The organism is Sulfurirhabdus autotrophica (assembly GCF_004346685.1).
Taxonomy (GTDB): Bacteria; Pseudomonadota; Gammaproteobacteria; order Burkholderiales; family SMCO01; genus Sulfurirhabdus; species Sulfurirhabdus autotrophica.
This window is the reverse complement of the sequence record NZ_SMCO01000001.1, coordinates 490,957-509,815: the sequence shown is the minus strand read 5'-3', so window position 1 is coordinate 509,815 and position 18,859 is coordinate 490,957. Positions and strand designations below refer to the sequence as shown.

At 45.3% G+C, this 18,859-nt stretch carries 19 protein-coding genes; 17 read left to right on the top strand and 2 right to left on the bottom strand.

Features of this window, described 5'->3' with window-relative positions:
* Window positions 1-18: 18 nt before the first annotated feature.
* From EDC63_RS02495 to cysM, 16 genes are all read left to right on the top strand, one after another.
* Window positions 19-888, top strand: a complete 870-nt coding sequence (locus EDC63_RS02495) for a prephenate dehydrogenase (protein WP_189836541.1) — start codon at window positions 19-21, stop codon at window positions 886-888.
* A gap of 3 nt (window positions 889-891) precedes the next feature.
* Window positions 892-2,178 carry a 3-phosphoshikimate 1-carboxyvinyltransferase gene (aroA, locus tag EDC63_RS02490; protein WP_124947544.1) on the top strand — a complete coding sequence of 429 codons (1,287 nt, stop codon included), beginning with the start codon at window positions 892-894 and terminating at the stop codon, window positions 2,176-2,178.
* Between the two features lie 16 nt (window positions 2,179-2,194).
* The gene (gene cmk, locus EDC63_RS02485; protein ID WP_124947545.1) at window positions 2,195-2,851 is read left to right on the top strand and encodes a (d)CMP kinase; all 657 of its coding nucleotides are present in this window, start codon (window positions 2,195-2,197) and stop codon (window positions 2,849-2,851) included.
* Window positions 2,852-3,027: 176 nt separating this feature from the next.
* Window positions 3,028-4,755: a 30S ribosomal protein S1 gene (gene rpsA, locus EDC63_RS02480; RefSeq protein ID WP_124947546.1), complete on the top strand. Its 1,728-nt coding sequence runs from the start codon at window positions 3,028-3,030 to the stop codon at window positions 4,753-4,755.
* A 12-nt stretch (window positions 4,756-4,767) separates the two neighbouring features.
* Window positions 4,768-5,052 carry an integration host factor subunit beta gene (locus EDC63_RS02475; protein ID WP_124947547.1) on the top strand — a complete coding sequence of 95 codons (285 nt, stop codon included), beginning with the start codon at window positions 4,768-4,770 and terminating at the stop codon, window positions 5,050-5,052.
* 228 nt (window positions 5,053-5,280) lie between these two features.
* Entirely contained in the window at window positions 5,281-5,583 is a 303-nt protein-coding gene (locus EDC63_RS02470) for a LapA family protein (RefSeq protein WP_124947548.1), read from the top strand.
* On the top strand, window positions 5,573-6,763 hold the full coding sequence (lapB, locus tag EDC63_RS02465) for a lipopolysaccharide assembly protein LapB (protein ID WP_124947549.1): 1,191 nt from the start codon (window positions 5,573-5,575) through the stop codon (window positions 6,761-6,763). The genes EDC63_RS02470 and lapB overlap by 11 nt, the downstream gene beginning before the upstream one ends.
* A complete protein-coding gene (gene pyrF / locus EDC63_RS02460) occupies window positions 6,756-7,466 on the top strand; it encodes an orotidine-5'-phosphate decarboxylase (protein WP_124947550.1) in 711 nt (236 codons plus the stop codon). The genes lapB and pyrF overlap by 8 nt, the downstream gene beginning before the upstream one ends.
* Window positions 7,463-8,785: a UDP-glucose dehydrogenase family protein gene (locus EDC63_RS02455; protein WP_124947551.1), complete on the top strand. Its 1,323-nt coding sequence runs from the start codon at window positions 7,463-7,465 to the stop codon at window positions 8,783-8,785. Before pyrF ends, EDC63_RS02455 begins: the two co-directional genes overlap by 4 nt.
* Window positions 8,786-8,798: 13 nt before the next feature.
* Entirely contained in the window at window positions 8,799-9,722 is a 924-nt protein-coding gene (rfaE1, locus tag EDC63_RS02450) for a D-glycero-beta-D-manno-heptose-7-phosphate kinase (RefSeq protein WP_223248412.1), read from the top strand.
* A gap of 82 nt (window positions 9,723-9,804) precedes the next feature.
* Entirely contained in the window at window positions 9,805-10,809 is a 1,005-nt protein-coding gene (gene rfaD / locus EDC63_RS02445) for an ADP-glyceromanno-heptose 6-epimerase (RefSeq protein WP_124947552.1), read from the top strand.
* Between the two features lie 378 nt (window positions 10,810-11,187).
* Window positions 11,188-11,889 carry a hypothetical protein gene (locus EDC63_RS02440; RefSeq protein ID WP_132920873.1) on the top strand — a complete coding sequence of 234 codons (702 nt, stop codon included), beginning with the start codon at window positions 11,188-11,190 and terminating at the stop codon, window positions 11,887-11,889.
* A 211-nt stretch (window positions 11,890-12,100) separates the two neighbouring features.
* Window positions 12,101-12,433, top strand: coding sequence for a ComEA family DNA-binding protein (locus tag EDC63_RS02435; protein WP_124947553.1), 333 nt, complete (start codon window positions 12,101-12,103; stop codon window positions 12,431-12,433).
* 275 nt (window positions 12,434-12,708) lie between these two features.
* Window positions 12,709-14,208, top strand: a complete 1,500-nt coding sequence (locus EDC63_RS02430; protein ID WP_124947554.1) for a mannose-1-phosphate guanylyltransferase/mannose-6-phosphate isomerase — start codon at window positions 12,709-12,711, stop codon at window positions 14,206-14,208.
* Window positions 14,209-14,238: 30 nt separating this feature from the next.
* Window positions 14,239-15,234 carry a GGDEF domain-containing protein gene (locus EDC63_RS02425; protein ID WP_124947555.1) on the top strand — a complete coding sequence of 332 codons (996 nt, stop codon included), beginning with the start codon at window positions 14,239-14,241 and terminating at the stop codon, window positions 15,232-15,234.
* On the top strand, window positions 15,227-16,114 hold the full coding sequence (cysM, locus tag EDC63_RS02420) for a cysteine synthase CysM (RefSeq protein ID WP_124947556.1): 888 nt from the start codon (window positions 15,227-15,229) through the stop codon (window positions 16,112-16,114). Before EDC63_RS02425 ends, cysM begins: the two co-directional genes overlap by 8 nt.
* A gap of 75 nt (window positions 16,115-16,189) precedes the next feature.
* Here the strand turns inward: cysM and EDC63_RS02415 are convergent, their stop codons facing one another.
* Window positions 16,190-16,747, bottom strand: coding sequence for a cob(I)yrinic acid a,c-diamide adenosyltransferase (locus tag EDC63_RS02415; protein WP_124947557.1), 558 nt, complete (start codon window positions 16,745-16,747; stop codon window positions 16,190-16,192).
* Window positions 16,748-16,809: 62 nt separating this feature from the next.
* On the opposite strand from EDC63_RS02415, the gene EDC63_RS18485 reads away from it, so the two are divergent.
* The gene (locus tag EDC63_RS18485; protein WP_165922885.1) at window positions 16,810-16,968 is read left to right on the top strand and encodes a hypothetical protein; all 159 of its coding nucleotides are present in this window, start codon (window positions 16,810-16,812) and stop codon (window positions 16,966-16,968) included.
* A gap of 9 nt (window positions 16,969-16,977) precedes the next feature.
* Here EDC63_RS18485 and EDC63_RS02410 read toward each other — a convergent pair whose 3' ends face one another.
* A complete protein-coding gene (locus EDC63_RS02410) occupies window positions 16,978-18,765 on the bottom strand; it encodes a SulP family inorganic anion transporter (RefSeq protein ID WP_124947558.1) in 1,788 nt (595 codons plus the stop codon).
* Window positions 18,766-18,859: the final 94 nt, after the last annotated feature.

Sequence of the window (18,859 nt, the reverse complement as noted above, 5' to 3'; positions counted from 1 at the left end):
TTATGGCTTATCAATTTTATGCTTAAAAAACTTGTAATAGTCGGTGTTGGCCTTATTGGCGGCTCGTTTGCCATGGCGCTGCGCAATACCAACATGGTTGAGAGAATTGTGGGCGTGGGGCGCAGCTGGGAAAATCTTTCTTCCGCACTGGGTACATATGTTATCGATGCAGCTGAAACAAACGCTGTCAATGCCGTTGCAGATGCAGATTTAGTCGTGCTGGCAGTGCCTGTTGGTCAGATGGGTGGCATTATGCAGGAAATTGCACCGGTCTTGTCATCCCATACAGTGATTACCGACGTAGGCAGTACAAAACAGGATGTAATTGAACTGGCTATGCGTTACATGCCGGAACATTTGGAACGATTTGTTCCCGGTCATCCAATAGCAGGCGCAGAACGTAGTGGTGTCAAGGCAGCTACAGACAGTTTGTTTCAAGATAAAAATGTAATTCTCACGCCGCTTCCAGAAACCAGTGATGATGCGCGCAATCTGGTCAAAGAACTGTGGCAGAAGTGTGGCGCTATCGTCCATGAAATGCCACCCAAAGTGCATGACCAGATCTTTGCTGCAGTCAGCCATTTGCCCCATGTTCTGGCTTATGCGCTGGTAGCGGATATCGCGGCACGTCCCAATGCCAGCGACCTTTTTCAGTTTGCTGCCGGTGGTTTCCGTGATTTCACCCGTATTGCAAGCAGTTCACCCGAAATGTGGCGGGATATTTGCCTGGCAAATCGTGATGCGATGGTGGTTGAGCTGGACAGTTATCTGGCTCAGGTAAATCGAATGCGGGATGCGATAATCAAGGGGGATGGTATTGCTTTGCAACAAATTTTTGATGCAGCTCGTAATGCCAGAAATGCATGGATAAGTGGTGGAAGTAAATAAAAGATGAATTATCTCGATCTGGCTCCAATCAATTCGGTTAAGGGTACGGTGTTATTACCTGGCTCAAAAAGTATTTCAAATCGCATTCTGCTGCTGGCAGCCCTTGCAAACGGGGAGACAATAGTTAAAAGTCTCTTGTCATCTGATGACGTCAATTACATGCTGGATGCGCTGAAAACGCTGGGTGTGCAGTGGTCGCGTGAAGGTGAGAGCCTTGATTATGTTGTGCATGGTGCAGGAGGGGTATTTCCTGTAAAAAAGGCTGATTTATTTTTGGGTAATGCAGGTACCGCGTTCAGACCCTTAACTGCAGCATTGGCATTGTCCCATGGGAACTACAAGTTGTCCGGCGTGAATCGGATGCATGAACGCCCCATTGGTGATCTGGTTGATGCATTACGTCAGCTAGGTGCGGATATACGCTACCTAGGAAATGAAGGGTTTCCTCCGCTGGAAATTGCTCCGTCAGGTGCACGCAAGACAAAAACGGTTCAAGTTCGCGGGAATGTATCGAGCCAGTTTCTGACGTCGCTGTTGATGGTATCGCCGCTTGCCGGTGAAACGGTAGTCATAGAAGTGGTGGGTGAACTGATCTCCAAACCTTATATAGAAATCACGTTAAACCTCATGCAAAGATTCGGGGTAAAAGTGGAGCGTCAGGATTGGCAGAAATTTACAATTACAGGCGGGCAGGCGTATCAATCACCTGGCGTTATTCATGTTGAAGGTGATGCTTCAAGTGCCTCTTATTTTCTGGCGGCTGGCGCAATTGGCGGAGGTCCGGTTCGTGTGGAAGGGGTGGGAAAATCTAGTATACAAGGCGATGTGCGGTTTGCTGAAGTACTCGAGCAAATGGGTGCAGTGATCACGATGGGTGATAACTGGATTGAAGCACGCGGTAATGGTAAGTTGCGTGCGATTGATGCGGATCTTAATTTTATACCTGATGCTGCCATGACGATTGCGGTAACCGCTTTATTTGCGGATGGTACAACAACTATTCGTAATATAGCCAGTTGGCGTGTAAAGGAAACCGATCGCATAGCAGCTATGGCCATTGAACTACGCAAAGTTGGTGCTGAAGTGGAAGAAGGCGCGGATTACATTCGAGTGACTCCCCCTTCCGTACTCATTCCCAATGCAATCATAGATACTTACGATGATCATCGTATGGCAATGTGTTTTTCATTGGTTGCGCTAGGAGGCGTGCCAGTAAGAATCAACGAACCTGAATGTGTCGCAAAAACCTTTCCTAAGTATTTTGAGGTCTTGTCCTCAATATCTGTTTGAACCAATAAAGCCTGATATGTCTGAAAAACCGATTCCTGTTATTACTATTGATGGTCCTTCCGCTTCTGGCAAGGGCACCGTTGCAAGTATCGTTGCGAAGAAATTGGGGTTTCATTACCTTGATAGCGGTGCGTTATACCGTCTGGTCGCACTTGCAGCTTTCCGTCAAAACGTGGCTTTGGACGATGAGCAATCGCTGGCAAACCTGGCGGCCAAGCTGGATGTGGTTTTTGACGGTGGTGAAATATGGCTAGGTAAGGATAAGGTAACCGATGAAGTGCGGTCGGAAAAATGCGGAAATGGCGCGTCTGTGGTAGCTGCGTTGCCAGAGGTGAGAGCCGCTTTGCTGGCGCGTCAGCGTGATTTTTGTCAGCTACCAGGATTGGTTGCGGATGGTCGAGATATGGGCTCGGTTGTATTTCCTGATGCAGGCACAAAAATATTTTTGACGGCAAGTGCAGAAGTACGCGCTGAACGTCGATTTAAACAGTTGAAAGAAAAAGGTGTTTGTGCTATATTTGAAAATATTTTGCAGGATATTCAGGAGAGGGACAAGCGTGATAGTGCGCGAAGTGTTGCTCCACTGCAAAAGTATGCGGATGCAAGTCTTTTAGATACCACAAAACTCACGATAGACGAAGCTGTTGACGTGATTCTAAAACGGTTCGAGTGACCCATTCGTTTGACCAAAGTGCCTTAAGTGTTGGAAGTCGTATATCTCCCCTGATAATGGCGACGATCGTTTATGCTCTGCAATAGTGCAGAGTAAGGACGTTTTTTCAATTGCTTTGGGCGTTTATTAACTAACCAGTCCCATCCTGTTTGATGGGTTTATCAGGTGTTTATCTAATGACTACTGCGTCTCCTGTTGTCGAATCCATGGAAAGTTTTGCTGCACTATTTGAAGAAAGTCTAACGCGCCAAGAAATGCGCACCGGCGAAGTGATTACCGCTGAAGTTGTCGCAATCGAAGGTGGTGTTGTAATTGTTAATGCCGGTTTGAAATCCGAAAGCGTGATTCCAGCTGAAGAGTTTCGCGATGATAAAGGCGAACTAGAAGTTAAGGTCGGCGATTTCGTGATGGTTGCGATTGATGCGCTGGAAGATGGTTATGGTGCAACCAAACTGTCTCGTGAAAAAGCCAAGCGCTTGCAAGCATGGACCGAACTAGATGTGGCGATGGAAGAAGGCACGCCAGTCATGGGTCTGGTTCAAGGTAAGGTTAAGGGTGGTCTGACCGTTATGGTTAACGGTATTCGCGCATTCTTGCCAGGTTCTTTGGTAGATGTACGCCCAATCAAGGACACCACCCCTTACGAAGGTAAGGAAATGGAATTTAAGGTTATTAAGCTTGATCGCAAGCGTAATAACGTTGTTGTTTCTCGTCGTGCCATGCTTGAAGCTAGCCAGGGTGCTGAACGTGAAGCGCTGCTGGGTAGCCTGAAAGAAGGCGCAGTAGTTAAAGGTATTGTTAAGAACATTACCGATTATGGCGCGTTTGTGGATCTGGGTGGTATCGATGGTCTGTTGCACATCACTGATCTGGCATGGCGCCGTGTTAAGCATCCATCCGAGGTGCTGACTGTTGGTGATGAAGTTGAAGCTAAGATTCTGAAGTTCGATCAGGAAAAAAATCGCGTATCACTGGGTATGAAGCAGCTTGGTGATGATCCATGGGTTGGTCTGTCACGTCGTTACCCACAAGGTACACGCATGTTTGGTAAGATCACAAACCTGACAGATTATGGCGCATTCGCTGAAATCGAACAGGGTATTGAAGGTCTGGTTCACGTTTCTGAAATGGATTGGACCAATAAAAACGTTCATCCATCCAAGGTTGTTAGCCTGGGCGATGAAGTAGAAGTCATGATTCTGGAAATAGACGAAGATCGTCGCCGCATTTCGCTGGGTATGAAGCAGTGTCAATCCAATCCATGGGATGATTTTGCAATTAACCATAAGAAAGGTGATAAGGTCAGCGGTCAGATCAAATCTATCACCGATTTTGGCGTGTTTATTGGATTGCCAGGTGGTATCGACGGTTTAGTACACCTGTCAGACCTGTCATGGAATGTGGCTGGTGAAGAAGCAGTTCGCAACTACAAGAAAGGCGATGAAGTTGAAGCCATGGTATTGGCGATTGATGTTGAGCGTGAGCGCATCTCTCTTGGTATCAAGCAAATGGATGGCGATCCTTTCACCAACTTCGTTTCTGTACATGACAAAGGCAGCCTGATTAAAGGTACTGTCAAGTCAATGGATGCCAAAGGTGCTGTAATATCTCTGGACACAGATGTTGATGGTTATTTACGCGCTTCTGAAGTTTCACGTGACCGTGTGGAAGATATTCGTACCCACATGAATGAAGGTGATGAACTTGAAGTGATGATTATCAATGTCGATCGCAAAAATCGCTCCATTAATCTATCGATTAAAGCAAAAGATATGGCTGAAACATCTGAAGCTATGCAGAAAATGGCTACAGATCAAGGCGGTAGTGCTGGTACTACAAGTTTGGGCGCCCTGTTGAAAGCTAAAATGGACGTGAAGAAATCCGATCAATCTACCGATCAATAAAAGGGAAATTTCATGACAAAATCGGATCTGATCGCCAAGCTGGCAACCCGTTATTCCCAGCTTGTCGCCAAGGATGCGGAACTCGCTGTTAAAACGTTGCTTGATGAGATGGCTAAAAGCTTATCTCAAGGGGAACGAATTGAGATCAGAGGGTTTGGCAGCTTTAGTCTGAATTATCGTCCACCAAGAACTGGCCGTAATCCTAAAACTGGTGATAAGGTGAGTGTTGCTGAAAAGCACGTACCTCACTTTAAAGCTGGTAAGGAATTGCGTGAGCGAGTTGATTACAGCGAATAATCAGAAATTTTGATTGTTAACTGAAAAAAACGGCATGATTATTACATCATGCCGTTTTTTTTTAAAAAAATACTGCATTTGCGCCAATATTCAGTTTTGGCGAGGTACAATATATGCGGACCTCAGTATCTTGGATTGGTTTGCTAGGAAGATTTCTGAAGCCTCAGCTCGACGGTATTTCATGCAAAATTAACTTTTATGAGGCTAGTTAAATTAAATTAGGATCTTATGCGCTATTTAGCTTGGGCATTGCGTTTATTATTATTTATTCTGTTGTTGGGATTCGCTGCTAAAAATAGTGAAGTAGTTTCTTTACACTACTATTTAGGCTATGAATGGCAAGCACCTCTGGTCCTGGTTTTGATGGTTTTTTTCCTTGCAGGTATTGTGATTGGTGTCGTGGCAAACATGCTTTCGATTCTAAGATTAAAGAGAGAAATTCTGGGCTTGAAAAAAGAATTGCGTATAAAGTCGCATGCGAATGACGCACTACAGTTAAAGGATGGAAGCGCAACAAACCATGGAATTTGAATTTTGGTGGTTGTTGGCTTTTCCCTTGTTTTTTGCATTGGGCTGGTTAGCAGCACGCATAGATATTAAACACGTTATTTCAGAATCGAGTGAACTCCCTGAATCTTATTTCAAAGGGCTTAATTTCCTGTTGAATGAGCAACCGGACCAGGCGATTGAAGTGTTAAGTGAAGTTGTGCAATCTGAGAAACCAGAGGCGGTTGAGTTGAACTTTGCTTTGGGCAGTCTTTTTCGGCGACGTGGTGAAGTTGATCGAGCCATACGCATGCATAAAAGTATCGTCGATCGGTCCTATCTGAGTAACGAGCAAAAGCTTGCAGCTGTTTTTGAGTTGGCACAGGATTATAAAAAGGCGGGTTTGCTGGACAGTGCGGAACAGCTTTTCAGTGACTTGCAAAAAACTACTTATTCAAAAGTGGCCTTAAAATTTCTTCTGGAAATTTATCAACAAGAAAAAGACTGGTCCAAAGCTATTCAGACAGCACGTCAGCTTAGTACTGCAGAACATCCCCATCGCAAGGTGATTTCACATTTTTATTGTGAATTGGCGGTCATCGAAAGCGCACACTCTAATCCGGAGGCCTCAAAGGCTTACCTGGAAGAAGCTTTAAAAGAAAATAGACGATGTGTTCGCGCTACCATTTTGATGGGTGACCAGGAAGTTGCGCTGACAAATCATGAAGGTGCTATTCAAATCTGGAAGCGTGTTGAAACGCAAGATCCACGTTATATAAGTTTAGTCGCGGGTAAGCTTTTAGCCAGTTATCGTGCCTTGGATAAAGTCGACCTGGGATTGGCCCTGTTGCGTGGTTATCTGGCACAATATCCTTCTGCGGACCTGTTAAATATTGTTTATCAGGGAATGTTGGAGCATCAGGGCGCTGAAAATGCATACCGTACGCTGCGAGATGAATTAAGGCGAAACCCAACCCTTCAGGGGTTAACACGCCTGCTTGAAGCGCAATTACAGGATATGCCTGTAGATCGTCAGCAGGATTTATTGCTCATCAAAAATTTGTTGCATCAGCATACACGACAACTTGCTATGTTCCGTTGTGATAGCTGTGGGTTTGAAGCCAGGCAGTTTCATTGGTACTGCCCGGCATGTGGTGGCTGGGAAACTTTCCCGCCGAGAAGAAGAGAAGAAACAGAATTTGGACATTTATTAAGCCATGCATGATCCCAAAGTGATTGTTGCACTGGATTTTCCCAGTGTGAATGAAGCGTTAGAACTGGCAAACAGGCTAGACCCGAAGCTTTGTAAGCTGAAGATTGGTAAAGAGTTGTTTACCGCAACAGGCCCATCTTGTGTTGAAAAACTGGTTAGTTCCGGGTTTGATGTTTTCCTTGATTTAAAGTTTCACGACATCCCGAATACTGTAGCCAGTGCGTGTAAAGTAGCCGCGCAATTAGGCGTATGGATGGTCAATGTGCATGCTCTGGGTGGCCGTGCCATGCTTACAGCGGCACGTGAAGCCATAGATAATGAACTCCATCGTCCCAAGTTAATTGCGGTCACTTTGCTGACCAGTATGGGCAGTGAAGATATGCATGAGACCGGCTTGCTTGGTGAGCCGCAAGAAGCGGTATTACGTTTGGCAAAACTAGCCCAGACCAGTGGTCTGGATGGGGTGGTTTGCTCAGCGCAGGAAACAGCAATGCTGCGCAGAGAACTGGGTTATGAGTTTGCGTTGGTAACCCCTGGTATTCGTCCTGCTGACAGTAGCAGGGATGATCAGGTCAGGATCATGACGCCAAGTGATGCGATCTACATGGGCTCCAGTTATTTAGTGATTGGCAGGCCCATTACGCGGGCTGATGATCCGTTGCATATGTTGAAAAAGATTAATAGCGAAATTGAATTATTGGGGGAGATTGAGTGAAGATTACTGTAATAGGGACTGGTTACGTGGGCTTGGTGAGTGGGACATGCCTCGCAGAAGTAGGGAATGATGTGTTATGCCTTGATTTGGATGCTAAAAAAATCAATACCCTGAATCAGGGGGGTATTCCGATTCATGAACCTGGTTTAGAGGCTATGGTTAAGCGTAACGTTGAAGCCGGCCGATTGCGCTTCACTACCAGTATTGAAGAGAGTGTCGCACATGGTGCGATTCAATTCATAGCAGTCGGAACACCGCCTGATGAAGATGGTTCAGCTGATTTGCAGTATGTGGTCTCTGCCGCCAGAAATATCGGCAAGTATATGACAGAGTATAAAGTCATTGTTGATAAATCGACCGTTCCAGTGGGGACGGCCGACAAGGTGCGTGCAGCCATTCAGGAAGAACTGGATAGCAGAAGTGTCAAACTGGATTTTAGTGTGGCTTCCAATCCTGAGTTCTTGAAGGAAGGGGCTGCTGTGGAAGATTTCATGCGCCCAGACCGGATTGTTGTAGGGACAGATGATGACAGGGCAACGCAGGCTATGCGTACGCTTTATGCGCCTTTCCAACGTAACCATGAACGCGTTATTGTGATGGATATCAAATCTGCAGAACTAACCAAATATGCAGCTAATGCCATGTTGGCTACCCGCATTTCTTTCATGAATGAACTGGCTAACCTTGCAGAAAAAATGGGTGCGGACATTGAACATGTACGTCAGGGTATTGGTTCTGACCCCCGTATTGGGTATCACTTTCTTTATCCTGGTTGCGGATATGGCGGTTCCTGTTTTCCAAAGGATGTACAGGCATTACAGCGTACAGCCCGGGAATATGGTTCTGACCTTAAAATCCTTGAAGCGGTAGAGTCGGCCAATGACCATCAGAAAACGGTGCTGCTGGATAAAATTACTGCACGTTTAGGCAAGGATCTTTCAGGTAAGCACTTTGCAGTATGGGGATTGGCATTCAAACCAAATACAGATGATATGCGCGAAGCACCCAGCCGCGTGTTGATTGAAGGGTTATGGCAACGCGGCGCTACTGTTACTGCTTATGATCCTGTGGCGATGGAAGAAACAACACGCATATACGGCGATGACCCTCGCTTGAAATTGGCTAATAACCAAATGGAAGCGCTTGCAGGTGCGGATGCGCTTGTCATTGTGACCGAGTGGCAAGTATTCAGAAGTCCTGATTTCTCGGCAATTAAGGCTGCGCTTAAATCACCGGCCATTTTTGACGGACGCAACCTGTATGAGCCAGCGACAGTACGCAGCGCGGGAATGGAATATTTCCCAATAGGTAGAAAATAAGCAGGATCGTAAATTGAATATTGCGCAATTGAAAAATGCACGGGTGCTGGTGGTCGGTGATGTCATGCTGGACCGGTACTGGTTTGGTGATGTCAGCCGGATTTCACCCGAAGCACCCGTACCAGTCGTAAAAATTGATCGGCGTGAAGAGCGCTTAGGTGGCGCCGCTAACGTAGCGCGAAATATTGTGGCCTTAGGTGCTCAGGCAGCCTTGATTTCCGTAACGGGTAAAGATGAGGCAGGAGATTGTCTGGACCGCATGTTGCGGGAAGAGGGTATTACGTCAGTTTTGCATCAGGATGAAAGTATTTCCACCACGATTAAATTACGAGTGATCGGGCGTCAGCAGCAATTGCTCCGCATTGATTTTGAAACGCAACCGAGCCATGAAGTTTTGTTATCAGCGCAGGAAGATTTTCGTCGTATGTTGCCTGAGTACGATGTGGTAATTCTGTCTGATTATGGCAAGGGTGGCTTGACCCATATCGCACAGATGATCGAGATGGCTAATCAGGCTGGAAAACCTGTGCTGGTTGACCCCAAAGGGGATGATTATGTGCGCTATCGCAATGCGACGCTGCTGACACCTAATCGAGGTGAATTCAAGGAAGTAGCAGGCAGCTGGAAAAATGAAGAAGAACTGACACGTAAGGCACAGCAACTCCGTACTGAGTTGAACCTTCAGGCGCTTTTGGTTACCAGAAGTGAAGAGGGGATGACATTGTATCGCGAAGGGGATACCTTGCATCAGCCAGCTCATGCGCTGGAAGTGTTCGATGTGAGCGGTGCAGGGGATACGGTTATTGCAACCCTTGGTGTGATGCTGGCGGCAGGTGAGGAATTGCCGGAAGCCATGCATATGGCAAACCGTGCAGCAAGTATTGTGGTTGGCAAACTGGGAACTGCTGTGGTTCATCAGGAAGAACTATTTCAATAATACAGTTTTGGTTAACGCAATAGACTGAATTTTTAAATTTATCTGTTGCTGATGAAGCTTAATTTATGTGGATGATACAAATATGTACTATGTAGTTACCGGCGCAGCAGGCTTTATCGGGGCGAATCTGGTTAAGGCATTAAATGATCGCGGTGAGCGCAATATTATTTGCGTAGATAATCTTTCCAAAGCAGATAAATTTAAAAATCTGACTGATTGTGAAATTGCAGATTATCTGGATAAGCAGGAATTTCTGGATCTGATCATGGATGGCGCATTTGACGGGGCAATTGATGCCATTTTTCATGAAGGTGCCTGCTCGGACACCATGGAAACCGATGGTCGCTACATGATGCAAAATAACTATCGCTATACCATTTCACTGTTCGATTTTTGTCAGGAACAGGAAGCTGCATTTCTGTATGCCTCATCGGCTTCAGTATACGGTGGTGGCAGCATTTTCAAGGAATCAAGAGAGTATGAATCTCCTTTGAATGTATATGGCTATTCCAAATTTCTATTTGATCAATACCTGCGACGCCACTGGGATCACCTTACCTCACAAGTAGTGGGATTCCGTTACTTCAATGTCTATGGCCCTCGTGAACAGCATAAAGGCCGTATGGCTTCTGTTGCGTATCACTTCTTCAATCAATACCAGGCAGAAGGCAAAGTGAAGTTGTTTGAAGGATGTGATGGATATGCAAACGGTGAACAGTTACGTGATTTTGTGTCTGTTGAAGACGTAGTTAAAGTCAACATGCATTTTCTGGATCATCCTGAGCAATCCGGAATTTTTAATCTGGGAACAGGTTTTTCGCAAGCCTTTAATGATGTAGCCGTTGCCACGGTGAACGCCTGTCGTGCCGCAAAAGGGGAAACAGCGCTGAGTCTGGAAGAATTGCAAAATCAGGGAATTGTGAACTATATTGCCTTCCCTGAAGCATTAAAAGGTAAATATCAGAGTTTTACCCAAGCCGATGTAACGGCTTTGCGTCAGGCTGGCTATACCGATCCATTGTTTAACGTGCAGGAAGGTGTATCACGTTATGTTGATTACTTGTTGAAGGCGGATAAAACACTATAAAATTTTTTGCACGCTGTTTGTGAAGTGAGAAAGGCTCGATACTTAATCGAGCCTTTCTTTTTGCGATAACAGTCCGGTGTTTAAGCCTTATTTGGCTAAGTTGGGTTGTTTCAAACGTGTCGAACACTGTCGATAAATACTCAAAACTGCCCCATAAATAAATTTTCAATAAACTCCCGAGATTCTTTACTATCATAAAATTCCTAACTGGCGAATTTTTAGATTCGTCATTAAATCAATGGCTAATCTGTCATCGCAATTTTCAGCAGCACAAATCATCGATCTGTTGATAACTCTTAGGCTCTGTCATTTTGGAGTGGAGCGATAGAAACTAAAGGCAAACCATTCGCTCCGTATAACTAATAGGAGTAAATGATCATGAATGCATCACATCTATTGAGGGTGAATTTAAAACGCTATTTTGTAGTTACGGTGCTACTGTTACCTACAGCGGCGGTTGCAATTCCTTGTAACACTGGTCTTATCGGTACTGCATCTACGTGCGGTATTTCTTTGTTGAGTGCAGGTAGTTCAGATTTTCACTGGCAATTGGCAAATCCTTATCCTACTGCACCATCTGGTGCGCTCATAAACGGTTCGGTGGTTTTACCGACTTTAAGCTTTTCCCCTGTTTTCGCTAATGTTAATGCCGGCTCATGGATGCTTAATGGACCTGACTCAGGGTGGGTTGTACCATCCGCATCATTTCATACTGAGTTTGGTGGACAATACGTGTACCAAACAACTTTCACAGGAGCCAATCCATTTGGAGGCAGGTATTCGTCCGATAACGAACTTTTAGGGGTTTTTCTAAATAATACATTATTGCCTGGTTTCCCCCTTAATGGACCAGCCGACAGTGGCAATTGGACGTCATTCATTATTGGTAGTGGATTAAACACCGGCTCAAATACGCTGGATTTTGTTGTGCGTAATAGAGGAGTGGGTGGTATTGATAGCAACTCAACAGTTACTGGCTTTCGCGCGGAGTTTGCCGCCGTCCCGGTGCCTGCAGCTGTATGGCTCCTTGCCTCCGGCCTGCTGGGGTTGATAGGTGTTACTCGGTGCAAAATAACATAACAGATTTTTCTTGTGCACTATAACGGCAGCCAATTGGTTGTCGTTTTTTTTTGTGGAGGGCGAAAATGGTCTGCTTTTAACAGGCTTCAAAATGAGCTAGTGTCACGATGCCATATTCACTATTTTAGGTTTTGAATTTGAATTATAATGACAATAACATGATAATGCTAAATATTATTTGTTTGACTGCACTACTTTTGGAAATTTGAAAATGAACACGATATTTATTGTTATTGCTCTCTGCTGCTTATTTGTCAGTCCTGTTTTTGCTGCGCCGGTTGATATCAATACATCCAGTCGTACACATCTGGAATCTGTGCCTGGGATTGGACCGGGAAAGGCTAAGGCAATAATAGCGTATAGAAAAGAGCATGGCCCGTTCAAGAATGTGGATGAACTGGATAATGTAGCAGGCATCGGTCCCAAAACAATTGATAAAATTCGTTCAAAGATTACTGCATCTAAGCCGAAGGTCGCTTCAGATAGTGCAAGTTCAACGAACAAAATTGATTCTGCAGGAAACTGGAAAGGGGTTATTCGTTAAATTCACCGTCTCAAAACCTTCATATTTTTACCTTGCCATCCTATCCAGTTGATTCAATCGGTTTGCTGCAATGCTGGATATTCATCTGATAGTAAATTCAATTGGTTTTTAATTGCATTGTAACTTTTGGTAATATTTACTTATAAGGGTTTATTTTTATACTAGGGGCTGTTTGCCGACGGGCTGCAATACGCTATAGTAGTGAAATCATAATAAGCTATTGAGAGTTGTGTTCAGAAAACGCAAACTTTGAGGATGCAACATAAGGGAGAGAAATGGGTACTTCTTCAGCTAAACAGGCGTCAGTAAAGAATAAAAACGTACCATCCATTAAACCTGCTGGCGAGCGCTACGCGATCATACTCGCAGGGGGCTCAGGAACTCGTCTCTGGCCTTTATCCAGATCGGCTATGCCCAAGCAGTTGCTGGCGCTTAACGGTGAGGATTCACTGCTTCAGCAAACTGCGCGTCGTTTGCTGCCTAGAGTTGCCCATGACAAATTAATCACTGTCACCCACGCTGATCATCGGTTTGAGGTGATGGGGCAACTACATTCTATCCATGCTTCTCTCGCAGATAATGTTTTGTCGGAACCTATTGGCCGCAACACGTTGCCTGCGATTGCCTGGGCAGTTGCCAGTATTGCTGAAAAAGACCCCAAAGCCTTAATTGGGGTTTTTTCTTCGGATCATGCTGTTTCAGATCAGGTTGCATTTAATCAGGCCTGGGAATCTGCCGAAGAAGCTGCGCTGGATGGATATCTGACATTATTTGGCATGCAGCCCACCGAGCCTGCGGTAGGTTACGGCTATATTCAGGCTGGCTCTGCGCTGAAAAAGAAAACTTCGAGTAAAGCTTCTGGCGCAATGAGCGTATCGCGATTTGTTGAAAAACCAGATGCAAAAACCGCGCGAGCCTATCTGAAGCAAGGCGGTTATTACTGGAATGGCGGCATGTTCGTATTTCGTGCGGATATCTTCCTCGCCATGTTGAAGAAATACCAGCCTGCAATTCATATTGCGGCGTTGTCACTTTCAAATGGGGGCGGCAAAGTAGCTGATTTTGATACCTATGCTGCTTTACCCGATCTCTCAATCGATTACGGTGTGCTTGAGTTAGCAGACAAAGTGGCTGTTGTTCCCGTTGATATGGGATGGAATGATCTTGGCAGCTGGGAAGCAATTTATCAACAGCGCGATAAAGACGAGCAGGGGAATATGGTCAAGGGTGAAGTACTGGCGGTAGATAGCCAGGACAACTTGTTATGGAGTGAACATGGCCTGATTGCTACATTGGGTTTGCAAAATTTAGCGGTGGTGCAAACACGGGATGCAACCATGGTTTGCCCGCGTGACAGGGTGCAGGATTTAAAACAGTTGGTAGCCTCTGTGAAAGAGACGCACCAGCACCTCACTGAAATTCACATGACCGTCACTCGCCCCTGGGGCAGCTATACGATTCTGGAAGAAGGCGCGCGTTACAAGATAAAACGGATTGTGGTTAATCCTGGTGCAAAGCTTTCCATGCAAATGCATTTTCATCGTTCAGAACATTGGGTGGTCATTGCAGGGACGGCTAAGATTACTAATGGCGATAAGGAAATTTTTCTTGAAGAAAATCAGTCTACTTATATTCCTCAAACCAATCGTCATCGTTTGGAGAATCCGGGCAGAATTCCTTTGCAAATTATTGAAATCCAAAGTGGACCGTATTTGGAGGAAGATGATATTGTTCGTTTTGATGATGTCTATGGTCGCGCGCCAGTTACGCCTTAAGATTGCCATGAAGCAGAAGGGGTATTTATTTTGAGCGCCAATCCAATTAGTTTTTTGCCTGTATGGTTGCTTGAGTTTCGCGCTATTTCTGTTGCTTTGATGACTAAGCAAGGCGAATTGGTTGAAGCGAATCAAGGTTTTTTATCGGTTCTAGGTGACTTGCCGGCTGAAAGTGCGGGCGCCATCTTTATTGATCCCCCTTTTTTTAGTTTGCTAAAAAAAGAACCGGGTGACGGAGGTCTCCTCCACTCAGGCCTGGTTACATTAGGTAAACTAAATGGCATGCGGCGAACTTTCTCTGGAAGTATTTTTTTGCGCAATCAGATGGTGCTGCTGGTTGCTGAAATGGATATTTCTGCGTTTGAACGCATGAGTAATGAGATAGACAATTTAACGGTTGGCTACAATGAGGCCAAAGCCCAATTGACGCAACGTTCGTTGACGTTACAGAAAGTCCTGTCAGAAAATATGGCATTAAAATCTCAGGATTCTCTGACGGGGTTGCCCATTCGCAGCAAACTGGATTCACAACTGGATGAGGAGATGGAACGCTGGGAGCGTTACCGCCGACCACTGGCTTTGGTGATTTTGGATATTGATAACTTCAGTCAGGTGAATGAGTCCTATGGACGTGAGACAGGGGATGAAATATTGACGCATGTCGCTACAGTGATTCAGCAGTCTATTCGTACTCTGGATTTGGCTGTTCGGTATGGTGGTAAAGAATTTGCAATTTTGTTACCAGAAACCAATGAAATTGGCGCATTGATTGCTGCTGAAAGATTGCGTATGGAATTGGGAGATCAAATCATTTTGCCTATGGTGAAACCAATTACAGCCAGCTTTGGGGTGGCTACTCTGCTGCCTGATGAGACACGGACAGAATTTTGCTCACGCGCAGAAAGGGCCGCAAAAAACTCTAAGACAACGGGTAAAAATTGCGTAACCATGGCAGGCGTGATTGGTGAATGCGATCATCTCTACCAAGGTATTAATTTTGAGCAGACGAAAGCAAACGATGTATAAAAGTATTGAGGATTTTGTAGGAAATACACCGTTAGTTAAACTAAAACGCTTGCCCGGTAATACGAGCAATATCATTCTGGTTAAACTGGAGGGAAATAACCCTGCAGGGTCAGTGAAAGATCGGCCAGCGCTATCGATGATTATGCATGCTGAAATCAGAGGCGACATCAAGCCAGGCGATACCCTGATTGAAGCGACAAGTGGAAATACCGGCATTGCACTGGCGATGGCTGCTGCTATGCGTGGGTACAGGATGATTTTAGTCATGCCTGAGCACATGAGCGTGGAGCGACGACAGGTAATGCGCGCTTTTGGCGCAGAAATTGTATTAACTTCAAAAAAAGGCAGCATGGAAGAGGCAATTGATACTGCCAACCGTATGCAGGCTGCTGGTGAAGGGTTTATTCTGAACCAGTTTGGTAATGCGGATAATCCACTAGCGCATTTTGATAGTACAGGCCCGGAAATCTGGCGCGACACCCAAGGTGAAGTCACCCATTTTGTATCAAGCATGGGCACAACGGGCACGATTATGGGATGTTCGCGTTATTTGAAGGAACAGAATGCCAACATTCAAATTGTGGGTGTTCAACCGGAGGAAGGCTCGCAAATACCGGGGATTCGAAAATGGCCCGAGGAATATTTGCCTAAAATTTATGATCCAGAACGCGTAGATGTTATTCGCTATGTAACTCAGTCAGAGGCAGAAATCATGACGAGGCGCCTGGCTCAGGAAGAAGGGATATTTGCAGGTATTTCATCAGGAGGCGCGCTGGCTGCTGCGCTAAAATTATCTGATGAGGTAGAAAACGCAGTGATAGTTTCAATCATCTGCGACCGGGGTGACCGCTATCTTTCTACCGGGGTATTTCCAGCTTAACTTCAATATAAAAGGCCAATATGGTGGACTGTATTCAGTTATGAAAACAGTGGGCAAGTCGAATCCTGAAAGGGGTTAATCTGCTTTGCCTGGCTTCCATAACACATCTTCCTGAGCATGATATACATTCAGTGCTCGGCACATTACAAAAAGCAGGTCAGATAGCCGATTCAGATATATAAGGCTTGCAGTAGAGACATCTTCCGCCTTTGCCAATGATGTGATACTGCGTTCGGTGCGCCGACAAACAGCTCGTGCCACATGGCAGAGTGCCGCAGCGCGAGAGCCTCCAGGCAGGATGAATTCCTTCAGTGGTGGCAGAGGGGTATTCAGCTTGTCGAGAATTGACTCCAGTTGGGTGGTGTGATCGGCAGAAATGCCAATGTAGCCAGAACCGGGCATACTCAGTTCCCCACCCAGATCAAAAAGCTTGTGCTGAACATTGATAAGGCAGTTGCGGATTATTTCCGGCAAACTTTCAGTGAGCAACACCCCGATGTGGCTGTTCAATTCGTCCACTTCACCTATCGTATTAATGCGCAAGCTGTCTTTGGGCGTGCGAGCGCCATCGCCGAGACCAGTTGTGCCATCGTCTCCGGTGCGAGTATAAATTTTACTGAGGCGGTTGCCCATAAATAAACCATAAATGTGATAAAACTTGATTTTACCGCAGCGGTGCAGCTGTGGAGAAGTATTTGGAATTTGAATTAGACAAAGTCAGATGGGGTGAATGCAACACTTTGAATCAGGAAATAAGCAGTTTTGCTTTACTGGCCAGGGGTACGCATCGCGTATTGGATGCGTTAGATCCCCTTTTCAGTCATCGGTTTGTTGAGCGTTATGCTTTTAAATAGATTGAATGGTTACTGCAAAGCTTCTCCGTTAGGCAACGCAACTTTACACGCATTGAATATTCTTACTTTGCAAGTACGACAAACTTCAGAATCTAATTTGGGATAAATGTTAGAAATTGGGTGCATTTTTGCCTCAAAGATATTCTCTTTGCCAATATCGTCAATGTAATGTCCCTTATTAAACAACTGGTAAACCTTTTCTTTAACACGATAGAAGTAAAGTCCCCCACCCATTTTTTTACGACGTTTTGCTTCTTGGGTAAGCATTTCTGCTCCAGCGATATCAACGAAATTGATTCCACTGGAGAGAATGAGGACATGCTTGGCTTGTGGATTTTCTTCATCAAAGTGCTGGAGATGCTGTTGCACATGATTAACTGCACCGAAAAATATTGAGCCATTCACACGGGCAATTTTCAGTTGCGGGCACTCAGGCATGTTGTCGGCAGGAATGAAATGATAACTTCCTTCTTCAGTATCGGGCACGAATGCAGTTATGCTTGGGCGAGAAGTACGGTAAAGATAAGTGATTAATGACAAAATGATGCCAAAGAATATCCCCTTTTCCAGATTGATTAGCGTACCAATCAGTGTGACCCACAAAATAGCCGTTTCAGATCGGCTTGTTTTCATGATGGATGACATGTGATGAAAGTCAATCAGACCCCAGGAAACCAGGAAGAGGATGCCAGCCATTGCTGCTGTGGGCAGATAAGCAGCGAGTGGTGCTACCAACAGTAATATCAGTAACAGGAAAAATGATGCGAATACTGCTGCAAGCGGGGTTCTGGCGCCAGAAGCATAGTTAACGCCACTTCGGTTGAACGATCCGCTTGAAGCGTATCCTGAAAAAAAACTGCCAAACATATTAGACAAGCCTTGGCCAATAAACTCCTGATTGCCATCAATACGCTGCTCGGAACGGACAGATATAGCTCGGGATATAGAAACGGCTTCAGTCAATGCCAGCATAGTGACAACGAGTGCAGGAAAGAATACCTGTTGAATTGAATGGATGGACAAGTCAGGGTGAGACAAGGGGGGTAATCCAGAAGGAAGTGCCCCGACTGTGACTATATGGGTAGCGTCAATACCCCCGGCAAACTGGTTAATAATGAGCGCTGCGATACTGCCGATAATCATGGCCGCAATCATATAAGGGAATTTTGGTACGAATTTTTTAACCAGAATACCTGATATCAATGTTAGAGCGCCGACAATAGTGACATAGATATTAATATCATTAAATTGCAGAAATAATTGATGGATTGTTTCGTAGAAAGCTGTGCCGCGTTCAATATGAATGCCAAAAAAGTGTTTGATTTGACTGGAAGCAATGAGGATTGCCGCGCCAGCAGTAAAGCCAATAACCACTGTGTGTGAGATAAAGTTGACTAGCGCGCCCAGTTTTGCCAGACCCATTAATAGTTCAAATAATCCGACCAGAAAAGTCAGGGTGAGTACCAGGCTGATAAATTCGGGGGTTCCTGCATGAGCATATGGGCTGACGGATGCAAACACAGCAATGGAAATGGCCGTCGTAGGCCCTGAGACAAGGTGCCAGCTGGAGCCGAATAATGCTCCTATCACTGCAGGAACCATCGCAGCATATAAACCATATTCTGGCGGCATGCCTGCAATAGTCGCGAAAGCGACACCTTGGGGTAATACAATGAGGGCGCCAGTCAATCCCGACATTAAATCGGAACGGGCAGTCTCTTTGTTGACCATAGGCCACCATCGCAGAAACGGGAAAACTTTATAGAGCCAGAGGTTGCATGCGAGAAGTGACTTCACAGGTGTAATTCCAAGGTTAAATGTGTTGCAAATTGCAACTAGTCTATTTCAATAAGCAATAATTATCGTTTAAAAATGAAGTTCTTGCAAACCA